This is a genomic window from Vibrio sp. SG41-7 (genome assembly GCF_014164465.1).
GTDB lineage: Bacteria > Pseudomonadota > Gammaproteobacteria > Enterobacterales > Vibrionaceae > Vibrio > Vibrio splendidus.
On the sequence record NZ_JACJFF010000010.1, the window covers coordinates 19,196 to 37,076 of the forward strand.

A 17,881-nucleotide genomic window follows, 5' to 3' on the forward strand; every position below is an offset into this window, starting at 1 on the left:
TACAAGCAGTAACCGTGATTAAAACTCAACGCGATAAACTGATGTGCTACCACTTACTTCGTTCCCAACCGCAATAAAGTGGTTACTTGAACGTGTGAAATACTTAATTGATTCAGGGCCTAAGTCACCCGCTTTCGAGTTGTAAGTATCGTTGTCGCAATCACCGTCTTCGTCAACCTTAGTGCACACTGGTTGTGTAAAGTCTCGATTGTTCAAGTAGCTGATGAAGCTTGCATTTTTAGGCTGTGTTACGTCGTAAACCATGATGCCACCTTGGCGCTCAAGTCCAACAAAGGCATAGTGCTTGCCGTTGATCTCAGCCACTTCGATAGCTTCAGGCTCTACGCCTTTATCATCACTACGATCGTCACCGCTTTGGTTGTTATCATTGGTGCTGTTGAAGTTTGCAGGATCTTGCTCAAGTACGATTCGAGCAAAATCATCACCGCTATCAAACACTAACTCGCCTGACTCATCCCAGATAGAGAACGAGCGGCTACCGAATGCTTGAACCTTTTGGTCAGCAGCGAGTGTCCCTTGTGGCTTAATCACCTTAAGACGTGCAAGTTGCTTGTTGTCTTTCAATGTGCCCGCTAATGGGTGGTTAGCGTCAACGTCTAACTTCTTGCCACGCACTTCATCGACATAAGCGATACAAAAGTCTTTTTCTGTGGTGTAGTTTTCGGTGCCTTGATAGTCGTCACCGTCCCACTCAAAACCTTTCTCGTCACACATTTCTTGCGTGGTCTTGATGCCATATTCACGACCATCACCTTCGTTCGCAGTCACGATATAGGTGTTGCCATCCACACTGTAGCTAGTGATGCTATCTGGCATGTAAAGGCCTTCTAACATTGCGTAGCTTTGTAGATTACCGATGTTTTTGTCTTTGTTTGACGCGTCTAGCTTAGCGCTGTCCCAAGGCTTTCCGCCTAGTCCAAAAATCGCATCCACTTGTGCACTCGCCACATCAATCGCGGCCAAAGCGTTGTTCTCTTGAAGGGCAACGTAGAGTTTTCCGTTATCAGCAAACGTTAGGTATTCCGGTTCAAGGTCTTGAGCAACGGTTGCATTCGGCGCAGAGATTCGAACCTTGTCAGTCAGTTCTGCATGGCGAGGCTGACCTTGATTAAATGCGTTGAAATCAATTTGAGTGACTGTCGCTTGCAAAGGGCCATTGGTTAAATCCACCAGCGTTACTGAACCTTCAGGATCAATGCTGTAATCCGCATTCGGCTCACCTTCATTTGCAGAGGCAATGTAGCGACCATCTTTCGAGAAGCTCACCATGTCCGGTAATGCACCAGCCGTATAAGTAGTGATCAGCTCTAACGTGTCTGAACGATAAAGTGCAATGATGCCGTTTCGTTGCTTGTCGGCATTTTCAATAGCGACAGCAACTAATCCTTGATGAGTCGACACACTATTCGCTGCACCAATATCAACACCCGAAGCTGCAGCCGCTGATTGAAGATCAATAGAACCCGAAGATGTTGGTTCGCTAGCTGAGTTCATTGATAACACATCGACTTTCTGCGCTTGAGCGTTCACAACATAAAGCTTATCGGTACATGAATCGTAGCTGACGATTTCGGCTGCTGAGGTATCAAACGGGGCGTCGGCAATAGCACGACCAACCAGACTGATTCCGGTTACCTCAGCATTGGAAGCGCTTGGCTGCTCGATGGATTGGCATTGAAAGCTAAAAGCATCAAGTGACGTTTGAGATGGGATAGCAGCCGTTGGTGATGTTGACGTTGATTGAGAACACCCTACTAGAGCAGAACTTACCGCAATAGGTAGTAATAGTGTCAGCTTATTAAATTTACGATTCATATATCCTCCATGATTTGAAACGCGATCATAGAGGGCTGTTATGACACTTATCTTTCTCTTTCATTAACAATAAATGACAACAATCAGTTTGCTTCACCCATAACAACAATAAGTTGGAGTGAGCATTTCGTTAACAAGCAAGCAAAAAAAAGCGCCCAAGCTGGCTGGTGCTTGAGCGACTTTAATAAACTGATTAAATGGCTTAGAAGTTGTAACCACCACCGATCATGAATACCCATGGGTCGATATCAACGTCAGTTTTGAATGTATCTGTCGCAGTCTTGTATGTTGCTGTTGTTCCGATATCTGCGTACCAAACCGATGCATTTAAGAACCAATCTTCATTGATCATGTAATCCATACCAATGTTTGCAGCTAGACCCCAAGAGTCATCTAAAGACACATCCGTAAGGCCTGCGTTTTTGCCGTTAGCATTCAAGCTTTCATCGAAAAATACCGTGTAGTTGATACCCGCACCTACATAAGGACGGAAGTCACTGTTCGCTTGACCGAAGTAGTACTGAACCATAAACGTTGGTGGAAGGTGCTTGGTGTCAGCAACTTTACCTAGGCCATTAACAGAAATACTGTGAGAGAAAGGGCTCGCCGCTAGTACTTCAAAACTGATGTTGTCAGTGAACATGTAGCCGAAAGTAAGGCCTAGTTGAGTATCTGAATCTACTGAAAACTCTAGGTCTGGATTGTTAAGCACTGCGCCGCTGCTGTCGTTTGGAGATACCGTTGCTGCACCTGCACGGATGATGAAATCACCTTCTTTATGAGCAAGAACATTGGTTGACATAAGAGCCGCAATAACCGCAATACCACATACTGTTTTTTTCATTATAATTTCCTTTTGAGGGCTTAATTTTTATTGGTGAATGAGTAATCATTTCTTATTTTGCGTGCAAGGTAGCATATAATAACCCTACTTTATTGATGGAAATCAATTTGTGAAAGGTTATGATTATTTGTATAAATTTATATCGACCTGATCACTTTATTCCTTCATTTTATTGACAGTTTTGTAATGCAACTTTCCCGTGCGTCATCTTGTTAATTCACCCCCTCACTTTGCCCAGATCTCTTCGGATCAAAATAGAGCAAGCCAATATCTCGTACGCATCAATTTGGTGCAGTTCTACAAGAATCAATCTCACCTCGTTTAATATTCAATGAGTTACATTTGGCTTAGTGCTTGCAAGTCTATGTTCATAATCATAAATACATTGAGGTTCTGACCATGCAAGACACTCTAACAATCGTTCTGGCCGGCGGTGTTGGCTCTCGGCTTTCTCCCCTCACCGATAACCGTGCAAAACCTGCGGTGCCCTTTGGTGGCAAATATCGAATCATCGATTTCACACTCGCGAACTGCCTGCATTCTGGGCTTCGCCAAATTCTAGTGCTGACTCAGTACAAATCTCACTCTTTGCAAAAACATTTAAGGGATGGTTGGTCGGTGCTTAACCCCGAGCTCGGCGAATACATCACCAATGTTCCCCCACAAATGCGAACCGGTGATAGCTGGTATAGCGGTACAGCCGATGCGATTTATCAAAACTTGTATCTGCTTTCTCGTAGTGAAGCTAAGCATGTGGTGGTGTTATCAGGCGACCATATCTATCGCATGGATTACGCGCCAATGCTCAAGCAACACAAAACGAACGAGGCCGACTTAACCGTGGCGTGCATGGAAGTTTCAATTGATGAAGCCAAAGAGTTTGGTGTGATGGAGATAGACGAATCTCTCGAGATCAATAACTTTACCGAAAAGCCACGTTACCCGGCATGTGTACCCGGTAGGCCGACTCGAAGCATGGCTTCAATGGGTATTTACGTTTTTGATAAAGAGGTGTTAACACAAGCGCTACTGGCGGATGCCGAAGACCCGAACTCAAGCCACGATTTTGGTAAAGACATCATTCCTAAATTGGTCGGCAACAACAGTGTTTACGCGCACAAGTTTGGTGATGAAGAAGGCCGAGTGACCCAAGATGCTTACTGGAGAGATGTGGGTACGATCGACTCATATTACCAATCGAATATGGACTTGTTGAAACCAGCCTCGCCTATCGATTTATACCAACAGGATTGGGCGATTCGCACCTATGATCCGCAACTGCCGCCAGCACGAACCATCGCTTCGGTAGAAGGAAACCAAGGGATATTCATCAACTCGATGATCGCGAATGGGGTGGTGATTGAAGGCGGTTCGGCGCAAAACTCTATCTTCTTCCCTAAGGTCAAAGTCAGCAATGCCGCGATTGTGATTGATAGTATTCTGTTTGAAGACGTCGAGATTGGGCGAAACTGCCACATTCAGAACTGCATCATCGACAAAAACGTTAAGGTGCCAGATGGAACCCAAATAGGCATTGATAGACTTGCCGACGCTAAACGCTTTCACATATCGAAAAAAGGCGTCATTGTCGTGCCCTCTTCTTACCAATTTGAAGAGTAATCTTGGTCATTGTAATAGCTTTTCTTTAAACGAAAAAAGGCAGCGAATTCGCTGCCTTCTTATTAGTTCACACGGCCTCAGTTAAACCCTAACTGTCCATGCATTCGATTAAACAGAAACCCTTAGAAAGGCCCTAGCTCAATCATTTGAGCAATCACAACGGAAATCAAAGCGCCCACTGACCAGAACAAGAACAGCGGTAAGAAGAAACGAACCCACTTGGTGTAAGGTACTTTTGCAATAGCCAGTACCGCTAACAAGCCACCGTTGGTTGGGTAAATATAATTAGAAATACCATCACCCAATTGAGAAGCAAGTGCTGCTACTTGGCGAGTCACTTGACCAATATCTGCCAATGGAATGATGATTGGCATAGTGATCACCGCTTGGCCACTGCCAGACGGAATGAATAAGTTGATCGCAACCTGCGAGAAGTAGATCCCTGCTGCTGCCACAAGTTTAGAGCTACCAGAAATGATCTGTGCAAGATAGAAGATAATAGAATCAACAATCTTCGCGTCTTCCATAATGGTCAACACTGAGCGAGCGAAGAAGATGATCAGCACAGCAACCAATACATCGCTGACACCTTTGGTCCAATATTCACAAATCTTGTTCGGAGATAAACCGGCAACCAAACCCGGAATGATCGCCATCGCCACAAATGCACCCGCAATCTCGGTAAAGCCGAACCCCATCGTCAACGTGCCGAAAATCATGTATGCGAATACGCCCAAGAACGCGATGCCCGCAAGCTTTTCACGAGTAGTCAGTGTTTTCGCTTCAACGCTAGATTCGTAGTGGTAACCCGTACCATGCAACAAACCTTTGGTTGGATCCTGCTTAACTTTACGCGCGTAGTTAAGTACATACCAAGCACCCGTTAACAACATGAACATGCCCACAATAAAGCGGTACCACATGCCTGAATACATAGGCAGTTCAGCAATAGTGTGTGCGATACCTGTGAAGAATGGGTTAGCTAGCGCAGCTGCAAAACCAGCACAACTTGCCAGTAAAACAACACCAAGTGCCGTTATCGCGTCATAGCCAAGTTTGATACAGATAGGGATCATCAAAGAGATAAAAATCACATCAAGCTCACGCATACCGGTGAAGGTGACGTTGAAGAAGATCGCAGTCATGATCACAGGTGCAATCACGTACAAGCCTTGCTTCTTTAGCTTAGTGGTTAGCGCAACGACGGATGCGTCTAACAAACCCATGTGTTTGATAATGCCGAAAGCACCACCCACAAATACCACAACACCCATCACACCAGAAGCGGATTTGAAGCCTTTAAAAAATGATTCGAAAAAAGAGGCTAATGTTGTTGGGTTACTGGCTAATAGTGTGTAACTGTCTGGGTCGATAACCGTGCGGCCATTCATAACCACTCGTTCAAACTCACCAGCTGAGATGAAGTAAGTTGCGATTGCAGCAACAATCACCATGATAACCAAAGAGAGAAACGGGTGGTTTACTTCTTTCTCTATCGGAGCTGTGTTACCAGCTTGAGATGTAGGTACGGACGTAGATACCGTAGTCGTCATATAGACTCCTTACTTGTCAGCAACTAAGGAGTACTTAGCTGCCGAGAGGGATTTTTGGAAAAACGAAACCCTTCACGCAGAACTAAGCTCGCGCTAATTTAGGCTGTTTCAAAAAGGCCTTTGATAGATGGTGCTCTCAAATGTACATAGTGAAGTAGTGAGTACTACTCTCTTTGCGTCCGAGCAAAATGCAGATGTTCAGCCAAGTCAGGCCAAACTGAATGAGGTCATTACGGGCAGATAAACAAAGAAATCCGCTGAGTAATATGTTTTTTATCAATTACAAAGACAAGCCGCGCATGCTAACACAACGAGCGGTAAATTGTCAGAAAAGTGTGAGTTTCGTCATGTTTTGGTGGGCTTAAAAAAAGCGCCTAGCAAAAACTGGGCGTTTTTCTTACATTGACTGAATTACTTAGGCGCTAGCTCATAGTTTTCTTGCATCTCATGAGGGGCAATCCCGTACTCATAGTCCGCTAAGTAACCATCCTTATAGACCTTCATTCCCTTCTCATCCCAGCTCACTTTGATCATCGCCGTGTTGCCATCTTCACTGCCTAACAGCTCAAGCATTTCAGCATCGATCTTAATCGCTTTAATGGTTTTAATACGCTTAAAGGGCTTAAATTCAGTGGTCGAGGTTGGCAAAGATCCGTAGCTGCTGATCCATGTCTCTTTAGGAACTAGCCATTGGTTGAAAACATCATCCACAATCGCTTTCGGCATGCTTGCGATAACAACAGAATCTGTCATTACGTTATTTGTCTCGATGCTGTAACCGCCCTCACCGTCTGAAACATAGGTAGGGAAATCAATGCCAATTTCAGACTTTGCTGGCAAACGGCCTAGAGTGACCGACTTCTTAACGTACAGTTCTGCAGTTTCAAACTGCTGCATGATCTCAGGGATCTTCTGAAATTCAACAGGGGCAGCAAAGGCATTGAAAGCGAAAGAAAGGGAAGCTGCAAATGCAGCGAATTTAACAGGCATTTTCATGATAACGGATCCAAATAGAAGATAGCTGTTAGAGTATCCCGTACTAAAACTCATCTCAATATCTCATTGTTCTTTATATCAGTAATTGTGATATCGACAGAGCAAGTACGTTTTGTTCACTAAAATGGATGTGGATTTATAAAAGCAGACTAGAATAAGTATTTGGAGTGATGCGTGATTAGGGCGATAAAAACTAAGTTGAAAGAGTGAATTGGAGTAATACTTCAAAGGTGAGGGATTTTTAAACACGTTTGAAATTCACGAAACATAATATGCGACCAGTTCATCGGACTTTCAAGGGAGTAATGGGAGATTATTTGATAACACTGAAGTGAATCACACATGTGCTATTTCGCAGTTGGTTAAACTCACCGATGTTTGCTACGTTTAAATGACACAGTCATTGGAAAGGTATGATTTATGAAAATAAATGTTCAAACACATCACGTATCAATTAACGACGAGTCACGCAAAGACATCGAAAGTAAATTCGAGAAGATATCGAACCATTTCCCATCACTGATCAGTTGCGACATCATCATTACTAAAGAACACGGTCAACATCAGGTAGAAGTATTCACCAACTACGAAGGTGTACGAGTAACAGCAAAATCTACAGACGATGTTATGTACCCAGCTATCGCTGCAGCACTCAAGAAACTTGAAGCAGGCCTAAGTAACCGTAAGGGACAATTGAAAGCAGACCTACACGAGAAACCAACGAGCACGAAGCCAGAAATCGCTTCGGACATCATCCAAGAGATGAAACTGGTATAACTCGATAAGTAGTTAAAGCGAACTAACGAATAGAAGCGCACAAGAATTTCAAAGCCAGCACATGTTGCTGGCTTTTTCGATCCCCCCTCAATCTCTTTATCAATCTATTACTTTGATTTTGACTATCGCGATGGCCTAACCCCTTCACTTCTCATCTTCGAACCAAGTCCAACTCTATATCGTTTTTAGCAAACTTATGTCACTGGCTGCTATAACAATCTCTAGTCGTATTTGGTACAGTTATAAGCAGAAATTTAGAGAATAAAGGAATGTTTATTATGAAAAAAATCGCGCTAATTCTATTTCTATCGACTCAACTGATGGCTTGTACAGAAGTGGGCAGTGAAGCTTGGTGTACAGATATGAAAGAAAAGCCGAAAGGCGACTGGACTGCCAATGAAGCCGGTGATTTTGCTAAACATTGTGTTTTCTAAACACGGTTAAGCGTTAATTAACGACACTTAGTAGCACTGAGTGAAAAACGTTTAACGACGAACAGAGCACTCCACGCAACACAATAAACCCGAATAAGTGAGTTTGAGGATGGAACACCAACTAGGTAATGACTGGCAACACATCAACTGGGTATTAACCGACGTCGATGACACGCTCACTTGGCAAGGTTCACTCCCTCCAGAAACCCTGATTGCGTTACAAAAGCTGAGAGACAATGGAATCAAAGTGGTCGCTGTAACGGGAGCCTGTGCTGGTTGGTGTGACCATATTGCGCAGCTTTGGCCTGTCGATGCCGTGCTTGGAGAGAACGGCGCCTTCTTACTAGAGAAGCAAGATGGTGCATTACAACTCTCATCTGAAACACCGCTAGAACAAGTGCGTAAGAACCAAGCTAAGCTAAAACAAGAAGTTGAAGCGATCTTGTTGAGTTACCCCGACCTATCGCTAACTTTGGATCAATCTTACCGCTTGTGTGAGGTCGCGATTGATATCGGCCAAAACCGTAAGCCTGTTGATCCTGAAACTGTTCAAGCGGTACTCGAAAGAATACACGCTTTAGGCGCACACGCGACGGCAAGTTCGATTCATATCAATGCTTGGTATGGCGAACACTCAAAGAAAAACGCTGTGCACCGTTTCCTTACTAATAAAGGCTTATCGCTTGAGCAAATCCACAATCAAGCCTGCTATGTCGGCGATTCAATGAACGATCAACAGATGTTCGAATCACTACCACTCACCGTTGGCGTGGCAAACATTAAGCATTATTGGGATAAGTTAGATCATCATCCAAGTAAGGTAATGTCACAGCCGGGTGGCTATGGGTTTGCAGAATTTGTGGATGCGCTGCTGGCAGTTAAAAGCTAGACACTTAAAAACGAATCACGCCCTTCTACTTCTAACAAGGTCTTAGGTCACTCAATAGACATAAAAAAACGACCGCTAGGTAGACCGAAGTACCTAGGGTCGTTTGAGCTTCAAAATGCTAGATAAGCTCTTAACTTTGACACAAAACACAAAACACGCTGCATTGCACCATATGTTTATATGAGTTTGTTACGGATGTGGATCACCACGGCTTCTGCAACGATAACCACTGCGAAGATACTCACTAATACCATCGAAACTTTTTGCCACTCAAAAAGGTTCTGCGCATCGTTTAGCACCACGCCAATACCACCAGCGCCCACTAACCCCAATACCGCAGATTCACGCACATTGATGTCCCAACGGAACAATACGATGGAATAGAATGCGGGCATCACTTGTGGCCAATACCCTTTAAGCAAGATGCTCATCCAAGAAGCGCCGGTTGCGCGCAGAGCTTCGATAGGCCCCATGTTCACTTCGGCAATCGCTTCCGCTAACAGCTTCCCTACAAAGCCGATACTGCGAATGGCAATTGCCATAATGCCTGCGAGAACACCGGGGCCAAATAGTGCGATAAACAACAAAGCCCAAACCAATGAGTTCACAGAACGTGAAGACACCAGAAAGAATTGAGCCACCCAGTTCAGCGCTTTATTAGGTGTGATATTTGGCGCGTTCAACAACGCCAATGGAATCGCAAATATCAAGGTAAACAAGGTACCTAACGTCGCAATGTGCAGTGTTTCAATCATCGCTGCGTGGATTGATTCAGGATAGAAAGCGTAGTCCACTGGCACCATACGCTCGAACATGTCAGCAAACTGCGCTGGCGCGTCGTATAGGAACTCAGGAATCACTTCAACCGTCTGCCAAGACCAAACAATCGCACACACTAAGCTCAGGTAAACGGCAAATCGAGCCACACGTTCGTTGGGTGTAAAACGCTGCCACTCTTTATCGATAGATGCAGTTGTCATTAGAAGATTCTCCTAACAATGTTGGAAAGAAATTCACCCACAAGAATCAATGCGATAATGGTGATCAAAATAGCGGCGACAAAGTCGTAGTCAAAGCGTTGGAATGCCGAAAATAACGTGCCGCCAAGGCCGCCTGCACCCACAATGCCAACCATGGTTGAGTTACGTAGATTTGAATCCAACTGGTAGCTAGCAAAGCCAATAAAACGAGTAAATACTTGAGGCATTACCGCATACAAAATGACGCTGATAAAACTGGCACCGGTTGCTTTAATCGCTTCAACCGGTTTAAAAGAGATCTCTTCAATCGCTTCTGCAAAAAGCTTGGCAATAAAACCAATCGATGCGAAGACCAAAGTCAGGATCCCAGCAAGGGCACCGAAGCCCACCGCTTTCACAAATAGGATTGCGATGATCACCGGGTGAAAAGAGCGACATAGTGCGATGAAACAACGTATTGGCGTCGATACGATTGAAGGCATCATATTTCTCGCAGCTAACAAGCCCAGAAACAATGAAATAACGATGCCAAAGAAGCTTGAGATAATCGCAATTTGTAAGCTTTCCGCTAATCCACTCAGCAGTAAGCTAGTACGCGAAAAATCAGGCGGAAACATTCTTGATAGTAACCGCTCACTTTCACCAAAACCGATGACCAAACGATCAAAAGTCAGTCCTAACGTCGCAAAGCTGTAAAACAGGTAGCCAATGATTGCAGCGATGATTGCTCGGTTAGTCCATGAGGTTTTGAACGGGTTTTCATGCTTCGCTGGCGACTGGTTTGACGGTACGCTTGGCGATGAACTTGGGGTTAATCCAGCCATGACTCACCCCCGTAAATGATTTTTAGATCTTCTTCTGAAATCCCTTCAGGGCTACCGTCATAATGCACTTTACCGTTACACATGCCGATGATGCGCTTGGCATAACGCTTGGCTAAGTTCACATCGTGGATATTCACCAACACTGGGATGTTTTTCTGTTCTGCGAATGTCTCCATCAACTCCATGATCTCAACCGCGGTTTTCGGGTCGAGTGATGAAGTCGGTTCATCTGCCAATAAGATATATGGGTCTTGCATTACTGCGCGAGCGATACCGACACGCTGTCTTTGGCCGCCCGATAAACTGTCGGCACGTTGGTTAGCAAAGTCTTGCAGGCCAACAAATTCAAGTAACTCAAACGCTTTTGCTAGGTCTTGCGCAGAGTAGTTACGACGCCATGCATTCCAAGCGGTCATGTAACCCAAACGGCCACTCAACACGTTCTCGATAACCGTTAAACGTTCCACTAGGTTATATTCTTGAAACACCATGCCGATGTGTCGACGCTGTTTACGTAGCGCTTGACCTTTTAATTGAGTCAGGTCTGCGCCATCAAATATGATCTCACCTTGGCTTGGATCGTTGAGTCGGTTGATACAGCGCAGAAGCGTACTTTTACCGGTACCAGATGGACCAATGATCGCGATGATACCTGGCTCATCGATATCAATATTAATGCCTTTAAGGATTGGCTTGCCTGCCACGTATTCGTGGAAAAGGTTGTTTATCTTTATTCCTTCATAGCTTGCTACGGCCATACTGCATTTCCTTGTGCGAATTTTCGAATGATCTATGCCCTACCCGCGAGGGCATAGATATTTAGTTGGAGTAGGTGTTTTTAAAGGGCTAAGTCTTTCTAAAACTTAGCCTTTCAACAGAACTAAGAACTAGCCGTTGTTTGCTTGTTTTGCTAGCTCAGCGGCTTTTTTCTTTGCACGTTTAGCCGCATCTTTCTCAGCTAACTTTTTCAGACCAGTTTTGGTGTAAGCCGTACCTGTCGCATGAGCGATATCACGAATCACATCCCACTCTTCTTTGTAGCTGATTGGCGAGAAACGGTCTGCACCTTTAAACGATGCGCTCATTTCTGGTGTAAAGCGGTAACTAAAGAAAGCCTCGTTGATCTTCTCAACTAGCTCTGGTTTTAGGTTGTAAGCATAGCCAAACGCAGACGTTGGGAAACGTGGGCTACGGTAGATGATCTTCAGTTCAGAATCGTCAACACGACCTGCTGCTACCATACGATCGTACACGTCCGATGCCACAGGTGCTGCGTCATAATCTCCATTGAAGACACCTAGAATCGATTGGTCATGCTTACCTGAGTAAAGCACTTTGTAATCTTCATCTGGCACTAGGCCTTTCGCTGGGAATAACGCACGTGGAGCTAGGTTGCCAGAGTTGGAAGATGCAGAAGTGTGTGCAACCTTTTTGCCTTTCAGATCAGACATTTTGTTAATGCCGCTGTCTTTACGCACAATCGTGATTAGGTTGTAGCCTTGAAAGCCAGACTCATCGCCCTTCACCGCAATTGGAACGTAACCTGCTAAGTTAACTGCGTAGCCTGTTGGACCCGTAGAGAAACCAGCAACGTGCAGTCGACCAGAACGCATCGCTTCTACTTGCGCAGAGTTCGAGTGAACTGTGTAGTAAATCACTCGCTTACCCGTGATTTTACTTAGGTGAGCTTGGAAATCCGCAAACGCATCTTTGTACAACGCAGGGTCTTCTACTGGCGTGTAAGTAAACACAAGCGTACTTGGGTCATTCCACTCATCTGGGTTCTTTGGTGAATCGGCCACCAAATCTTGGTTTTCATCACAGTATCGATCGTCTAACACACCACGGCTAGAGCAGTCGCTTGCCATAGCCATTGAAGGAAGTAGTAATGAGCTAGCGATTAACAGTCCTTTAACACTGATTTTCATATTCAAACCTTACTTTTACTTATTGTTGAGAGTCACCTTCACTATTGCAGCCTTTGTGCCACCTTTTTATAGCTTTAATTTCAGCAACTTAAATAAAATTCCACACTTTCAAATTACTTTTGAGTCATAAGTGTCCAACTCAAAACCCATCATTTGGGTCATTTTTGTCCCACCAATTTCAGTGGTAAAAAAAGAGCCCGAAGGCTCTTTGGTTCACTGCTTTTTCTCTTATTATTCTTTGGCTAAGCGCTCTCTATACAAACGCTATAATTAGCGACGTAACAGAGCTCTCAGAATCGCCTATGCGTCGCTGTCCATGCAGTTAGCGTAATAAGTTACCGTTGCAGGCCAATCGCTGAATACACCCATTACACCCACATCTTGTGCCAGCACATCAAGCATTTTCATCATATCGCCATCATTGTTGATGCCGTCTTTCACGCTCTTGTAATACCAACCACCGCCTTGCGCAAGCAGGCCAGAACGCTCCAGTGTCCATGCGATAATGTCGAGGTCTGCATCCTTAGCCAGTTTCGCGTAGTTAGACGCCACTAATTCGTTGTTCTTATCAAGTTCAACCAAAGCAAACAGAGGTGGTGCGATGATATTCACGCCCGCATCGTGTAGCTCTTTCATGTTTTCAACAGACGCGACAAAGTCCGCTTGCTCATAAACACGGTCATCAAGATAAACCGCTTGTTTGCCGAACTTCGGCGTTTCATTGATCCAATACTTCACATCATCCAAGTTGAATGACTGGAGGTAAGTCTCAGAAGGCTTGAAACCCGCTTCTTTCAGTTCATCCACCAACTTCTGTGCATACATCTCTTGGCTAAATCCATTGAAAGGCATATCTACCGCGGCTGATTTCAATTCAGGAGTCACTTTCACGCCGTGCTCTTTAAACAGTGCTGCACTTTCTGCGTGCGTCATCAGTGTGCCACTTTGGCTGTAAAGATCGGTTCTCCAACCTGGAGTCCCGTTCATGTACTCTTCAACCGTGGTGGCTTTTGGGTTCGCACCATCCATTTTACCTTTGAGCGTCTTAAACTCAGCCAGCGTGAAATCAGAAGTACGGCACTCAACCTGAGCATCTTCGCCTGTCGCTGGATTAGCTGGTGTAAACGGGGTTGAGCACTTCTTCGCAAGATCTGGGTGTGCTAATACATCGGTCGTCGTGTGCAGATCACTTTGCGAGTGACGGCATACCAACGCCTTATCTTTGGTGAAGGTCACATCACACTCGACAACGCCTGCGCCCATTTGAATCGCCGCTAAATAAGATTCCTTAGTGTGCTCAGAAAACTGCATCGCAGCTCCGCGATGCCCAATAGAAAAATCACTACGATGAAAAGGTCCTTCGCTGCAACTCAACAGCTTAGTTTTCAAAGGGCTCTCATCCATATTGTTGACTAAAAAGAGGGGACGAGGTCCTAAGTTTGCTGGTTCTGCAGCGGCCCATGCCGTTATTGAACTCATGCCTAATATCAGAGCAATCGAACCTTTCAGTATTTGCTTCATGTTTGTATCTCCTTGCAACAAGCAATTATTTTTCTAATGTCCTTTATTCGATCATTCGGTGTTGGATAGCTGTCATATATAGATAGCTGTCATATGTTTTTTGACTCAACACCGAATAACCTCGTGTGGGCTGACGCCACAATGTAGGGGTTGCACGCTTTGTGCCAGATGTTAAAGCTCTTTTATTACAATCACTTGAAACAGTTAGCCATTCGACTAAAAACCAAATGGGTCATTGTTGTCTTGTGCTTTTTCTTTTGGCTTTGGTTTTGCTTTTGGTTTTCCATTTAACAAACACCTGAACGAATTAGGCTTTGAAACTCTCTTTATCTAATTGGTGTTTCTTCATTTTTCGATAAAGGGTTTTACGCGGTAAATTCAGCTTACTTGATACCTCGTTAATGTTACCTGCGCTTTCTATTAGCGCCTCCGTCAGTACATTCCTTTCGTACTGCTCCATCTGCTTTTCAAAAGCGAAATCTTCTCCGGACGCTTCACAAATTGGCGATTGAAGATCGAAGCCATCGCCGACGATACCCAACACAAATCGATCAGCGACATTACGTAGTTCACGAACGTTACCCGGCCATTCATGTCGACATAGCTGCTGTATCTGCTCAGGGTAAATCGTTGATGGGCGCGTCTTATATTTGTGGCTCGCTTGAATCACAAAATGGCGAAACAGCACCTGAATGTCTTCTTTTCGTTGGCGCAGTGCCGGAAGGTTTAAGCTCGCAATGTTCAATCGATAGAAGAGATCGGCTCTGAATTCCCCAGACTCACTCAAGCTCACGAGATCGGCTTTACTGGCTGCGACCACGACGATGTCGACAGGTATCAACTCATTACCACCAACACGCTCAATCATTCGCTCTTGAATCACGCGCAGCAGTTTTATTTGCACCGCAATCGGCATGCTCTCAATTTCATCGAGAAACAGAGTGCCGCCATTGGCTTGTTCTATTTTGCCAATACGCTTCTTGTTCGCGCTAGTAAACGAACCCGCTTCATGGCCAAACAACTCACTCTCAATAATGCTCTCTGTCATGCCACCACAGTTAATCGCGACAAATGGCTTAGTCTTACGACGACTGAATTGATGCAGAGCTTGAGCTATCACCTCTTTGCCCGTTCCCGTTTCTCCGTTGATGATGGTGTCGACGCCAGTATGCGCTAAAGCGAGCACTTGCTTACGTATGGTATCCATCGCTTTTGATTGGCCAATAACCAAAGATTCAATCGGTAAATCCTCTTGCTCATCACCATCCGAGGTTGACGGGCAGCTGTGCTGACACTGGGTAATTGCCAAATCAAGCTTCTCCACCAGCTCACTCGAATTAAGCGGTTTTTCCAGAAAGTCGAAAGCGCCCAACTTCATCGCTTCGATCGCCATTGGAATATCGCCATGGCCACTCATCAATAAAACGGGCACATTCGGGGCACGGTGTTGGATTGAGCTCAACAACGTCAAACCGTCCACTTTCGGCATGCGCACGTCACACAACACAACCGACTGACTGTTTGCTTTAAGCGACTTTAGGCCAAGGTTGGGATCAGTAAAGGTGGTGACACTAAACCCTTCTAGCTCTAACATTTCGCTCACGGCTTCGACGACATCTATTTCATCGTCGATAAGAACTATGTGTTTTTCTGAAATCATGAACCTGTGCCTTTTGGTAGAGTGACGATAAAGGTGGTGCCTTGGTGTTCAACCGATTCCACGTGAATCGAGCCGCCAAAATCTTTTATTATGTTGTATGCGATAGACAAGCCTAGCCCAAGCCCCTTACCTGTTGTTTTGCTGGAATAAAATGGGTCAAACAAATACGGGATATCTTCTTCAGGTATGCCCAGTCCGTTGTCCTTAACCAAAATCTGAGTGGTGTTCGAAAGCTCTTGCGTAGCAATACTAAGTTGAGGCTGCTCTTTATGCTCAATGGCATCCAGAGCATTGCTGATGAGGTTCACCAGCACTTGTTCCAAGCGTATGCTGTTGGCTCGAACCATCTGGTAGCTTTGGGGCGAATATTGAATCGATACTGGGCTCTGTCTGGTTTCAAACAGATCAATCGCATCACCAATCACCTTCTCTAGTTCCACATTATCAATCTTGCCATCGCTCTTACGTGAGAAGGCTTTTAAGTGACGAGTAATCGCAGCCACCTTTTCTAGCAGGACTTCGATCTTTTTAAGATTCTCTTGTGCTCTGTCTGGTCTATTTTTACCGAGCCAAAGCTGAGCACTTCGAACGTGGCTATTCACAGCCGTCAGAGGTTGATTAATCTCGTGCGTTATCCCGACACTGAGTTGCCCCAATGCAGCCAATTTTCCGGCTTGGATTAACTCATCTTGAGTCACTCGCAGCTTAGCTTCGGCTAGGGTGCGCTCTTCCACTTCAGCTTCTAATTTTCGGTTGGTTTGCTTAACGACTTTGGCCGTGGTTTGGAATACCTTTAGGTACTTGGCCATTTGCGTCACTTCGTCTTTACCCCGAATAGAAACCTCGGTATCTAAATGGCCAGTAGAAATCGCGAACATGTTGTCTTTGAGCTGTAAAAGCCTTTCTAAAATACTCTTACGTACGTAGAACCACGAAATGGCAGCGGCAGCCAACACGCTAAATAGAGAAAGGAAAAGAGAGAGACGCTGGTTAGATTGCAAAGATTGCTGTGCCTGCTGAATCGATTGGTCAATATTGCTATTCACCTTGCTGGTGTTGCTTTCGATCTGCACGGTTAATTGGTTCAAATGCTCGCGGCTGTTTTGCAGGAAGTATTGCTCTTGATAAAGATGATCGAGCGCTTTGTTTTTCATCCCATACAAGCTGCTATCGCTTGAGGCAAGGTTATAAATCACCGTGAGTTGATGATCTAATTGAGGAAAATCACTTCTTAAATCACCACTGACCCAGAGCTTCCACCACTCTTCCCCTACCTGCTCTAATCGCAAACTGGTGTAATCCAGTTCATTAAAACTGGAGTCGTTATACAGCTTTTCGACCAAGCCTAATTGGTAATAAAGCAGAGACTTGAGCTGTGTGTACTGGATTTGGTCTTTGGCAGACTCAGGTAAGCTATCGAGTGAATCACTGGCCTGTTGCAGTAGCGGGTAAAAACCTTCCAGTAGATTTCGAAGTTCTTGGTTGAGCTGTTCTGACTCAATTTCACTTTGATACAACAAGCTAAGGCTGTTATTAACTTGGGCGATAAGATCTTTAAAATAGGAGTGATAATCCGGAAATTGAACCATTACGCTATTCATCACAGAAATAGCGCCTTCGATTTTTAGCATCGCCTGTTTGCGCTCTAAATTCGATTCAGCGTCACCGAGCTGAGAAGATGTTGTGATAATCACTCGCACCATATCATTTAGGCGTGCGGCATTATCTAAGGCCGGGATTTCACTCTCCTTTAGCTCAACAAGACGTTGGTTTAAATCATCGAAGGTAAAGCTGGAGACAACCGAGAGGAAGATAGTGGTCATCGATAGCATGGCTAACGCAAGTACCAAGCGCAGCTCAATACCTTTCCAACCAAACCACTTACGACGTGGAATTTTGATCGAGAACGGGCGCTCGAAACTATCCTTATTTTCTACAACCTCGGAGACATGACTACTCACTCGCCCCACCTTCTTCTCATCAAATAATCAACAGGAACTGTCAATGATTCAATCAGTT

Annotated in this window: 15 protein-coding genes; 4 read left to right on the plus strand and 11 right to left on the minus strand. The window is 44.9% G+C overall.

Going from position 1 to position 17,881, the window contains the following annotated elements:
- Window positions 1-18: 18 nt before the first annotated feature.
- Together H5300_RS04340 and ompW are read right to left on the minus strand one after the other, a co-directional pair.
- A complete protein-coding gene (locus H5300_RS04340; RefSeq protein ID WP_182795495.1) occupies window positions 19-1,836 on the minus strand; it encodes a choice-of-anchor I family protein in 1,818 nt (605 codons plus the stop codon).
- Between the two features lie 202 nt (window positions 1,837-2,038).
- Complete coding sequence (gene ompW / locus H5300_RS04345; RefSeq protein WP_004733008.1) at window positions 2,039-2,680, minus strand: outer membrane protein OmpW; 642 nt, start codon at window positions 2,678-2,680, stop codon at window positions 2,039-2,041.
- Between the two features lie 399 nt (window positions 2,681-3,079).
- Here ompW and glgC point away from each other — a divergent pair, with 399 nt between their 5' ends.
- Window positions 3,080-4,300, plus strand: coding sequence for a glucose-1-phosphate adenylyltransferase (gene glgC, locus H5300_RS04350; RefSeq protein WP_182795496.1), 1,221 nt, complete (start codon window positions 3,080-3,082; stop codon window positions 4,298-4,300).
- Window positions 4,301-4,422: 122 nt separating this feature from the next.
- Here glgC and H5300_RS04355 read toward each other — a convergent pair whose 3' ends face one another.
- Window positions 4,423-5,853, minus strand: coding sequence for a YfcC family protein (locus tag H5300_RS04355; RefSeq protein ID WP_182795497.1), 1,431 nt, complete (start codon window positions 5,851-5,853; stop codon window positions 4,423-4,425).
- A 411-nt stretch (window positions 5,854-6,264) separates the two neighbouring features.
- Window positions 6,265-6,849, minus strand: a complete 585-nt coding sequence (locus H5300_RS04360; RefSeq protein WP_004733002.1) for a hypothetical protein — start codon at window positions 6,847-6,849, stop codon at window positions 6,265-6,267.
- A gap of 420 nt (window positions 6,850-7,269) precedes the next feature.
- Between H5300_RS04360 and hpf the strand changes: the two genes are divergently transcribed.
- The 3 genes from hpf to H5300_RS04375 all read left to right on the plus strand — a co-directional run bounded on the left by hpf (window position 7,270) and on the right by H5300_RS04375 (window position 8,949).
- Window positions 7,270-7,626 carry a ribosome hibernation-promoting factor, HPF/YfiA family gene (gene hpf, locus H5300_RS04365; protein WP_004733000.1) on the plus strand — a complete coding sequence of 119 codons (357 nt, stop codon included), beginning with the start codon at window positions 7,270-7,272 and terminating at the stop codon, window positions 7,624-7,626.
- A 278-nt stretch (window positions 7,627-7,904) separates the two neighbouring features.
- Entirely contained in the window at window positions 7,905-8,060 is a 156-nt protein-coding gene (locus H5300_RS04370) for a DUF3012 domain-containing protein (RefSeq protein WP_017076890.1), read from the plus strand.
- A gap of 109 nt (window positions 8,061-8,169) precedes the next feature.
- On the plus strand, window positions 8,170-8,949 hold the full coding sequence (locus H5300_RS04375) for an HAD-IIB family hydrolase (RefSeq protein ID WP_061021483.1): 780 nt from the start codon (window positions 8,170-8,172) through the stop codon (window positions 8,947-8,949).
- A gap of 176 nt (window positions 8,950-9,125) precedes the next feature.
- Here the strand turns inward: H5300_RS04375 and phnE (H5300_RS04380) are convergent, their stop codons facing one another.
- The 7 genes from phnE (H5300_RS04380) to H5300_RS04410 form a co-directional block, all read right to left on the minus strand.
- Window positions 9,126-9,929: a phosphonate ABC transporter, permease protein PhnE gene (gene phnE, locus H5300_RS04380; protein WP_004732994.1), complete on the minus strand. Its 804-nt coding sequence runs from the start codon at window positions 9,927-9,929 to the stop codon at window positions 9,126-9,128.
- Window positions 9,929-10,753 (minus strand): phosphonate ABC transporter, permease protein PhnE, encoded by an 825-nt coding sequence (gene phnE, locus H5300_RS04385; protein WP_017087092.1) that lies wholly within the window; start codon window positions 10,751-10,753, stop codon window positions 9,929-9,931. The genes phnE (H5300_RS04380) and phnE (H5300_RS04385) overlap by 1 nt, the downstream gene beginning before the upstream one ends.
- On the minus strand, window positions 10,741-11,511 hold the full coding sequence (phnC, locus tag H5300_RS04390; RefSeq protein ID WP_004732991.1) for a phosphonate ABC transporter ATP-binding protein: 771 nt from the start codon (window positions 11,509-11,511) through the stop codon (window positions 10,741-10,743). The genes phnE (H5300_RS04385) and phnC overlap by 13 nt, the downstream gene beginning before the upstream one ends.
- A gap of 129 nt (window positions 11,512-11,640) precedes the next feature.
- Window positions 11,641-12,681, minus strand: a complete 1,041-nt coding sequence (gene phnD / locus H5300_RS04395) for a phosphate/phosphite/phosphonate ABC transporter substrate-binding protein (protein WP_004732989.1) — start codon at window positions 12,679-12,681, stop codon at window positions 11,641-11,643.
- Window positions 12,682-12,981: 300 nt separating this feature from the next.
- Window positions 12,982-14,202 (minus strand): glycerophosphodiester phosphodiesterase family protein, encoded by a 1,221-nt coding sequence (locus tag H5300_RS04400; protein WP_182795498.1) that lies wholly within the window; start codon window positions 14,200-14,202, stop codon window positions 12,982-12,984.
- Window positions 14,203-14,509: 307 nt separating this feature from the next.
- Entirely contained in the window at window positions 14,510-15,862 is a 1,353-nt protein-coding gene (locus H5300_RS04405; protein ID WP_182795499.1) for a sigma-54 dependent transcriptional regulator, read from the minus strand.
- Complete coding sequence (locus tag H5300_RS04410; RefSeq protein ID WP_182795500.1) at window positions 15,859-17,832, minus strand: ATP-binding protein; 1,974 nt, start codon at window positions 17,830-17,832, stop codon at window positions 15,859-15,861. Before H5300_RS04410 ends, H5300_RS04405 begins: the two co-directional genes overlap by 4 nt.
- Window positions 17,833-17,881: the final 49 nt, after the last annotated feature.

Excerpts from the sequence above, each read along its gene's own strand:
- H5300_RS04360 (WP_004733002.1), bottom strand. The coding sequence starts at position 6,849 with ATGAAAATGCCTGTTAAATTCGCTGCATTTGCAGCTTCCCTTTCTTTC.
- phnE (WP_017087092.1), bottom strand. The coding sequence starts at position 10,753 with ATGGCTGGATTAACCCCAAGTTCATCGCCAAGCGTACCGTCAAACCAG.
- H5300_RS04370 (WP_017076890.1), top strand. The coding sequence starts at position 7,905 with ATGAAAAAAATCGCGCTAATTCTATTTCTATCGACTCAACTGATGGCT.
- ompW (WP_004733008.1), bottom strand. The coding sequence starts at position 2,680 with ATGAAAAAAACAGTATGTGGTATTGCGGTTATTGCGGCTCTTATGTCA.
- glgC (WP_182795496.1), top strand. The coding sequence starts at position 3,080 with ATGCAAGACACTCTAACAATCGTTCTGGCCGGCGGTGTTGGCTCTCGG.
- hpf (WP_004733000.1), top strand. The coding sequence starts at position 7,270 with ATGAAAATAAATGTTCAAACACATCACGTATCAATTAACGACGAGTCA.
- H5300_RS04405 (WP_182795499.1), bottom strand. The coding sequence starts at position 15,862 with ATGATTTCAGAAAAACACATAGTTCTTATCGACGATGAAATAGATGTC.
- H5300_RS04375 (WP_061021483.1), top strand. The coding sequence starts at position 8,170 with ATGGAACACCAACTAGGTAATGACTGGCAACACATCAACTGGGTATTA.
- H5300_RS04340 (WP_182795495.1), bottom strand. The coding sequence starts at position 1,836 with ATGAATCGTAAATTTAATAAGCTGACACTATTACTACCTATTGCGGTA.
- H5300_RS04400 (WP_182795498.1), bottom strand. The coding sequence starts at position 14,202 with ATGAAGCAAATACTGAAAGGTTCGATTGCTCTGATATTAGGCATGAGT.
- phnE (WP_004732994.1), bottom strand. The coding sequence starts at position 9,929 with ATGACAACTGCATCTATCGATAAAGAGTGGCAGCGTTTTACACCCAAC.
- phnC (WP_004732991.1), bottom strand. The coding sequence starts at position 11,511 with ATGGCCGTAGCAAGCTATGAAGGAATAAAGATAAACAACCTTTTCCAC.
- H5300_RS04355 (WP_182795497.1), bottom strand. The coding sequence starts at position 5,853 with ATGACGACTACGGTATCTACGTCCGTACCTACATCTCAAGCTGGTAAC.
- phnD (WP_004732989.1), bottom strand. The coding sequence starts at position 12,681 with ATGAAAATCAGTGTTAAAGGACTGTTAATCGCTAGCTCATTACTACTT.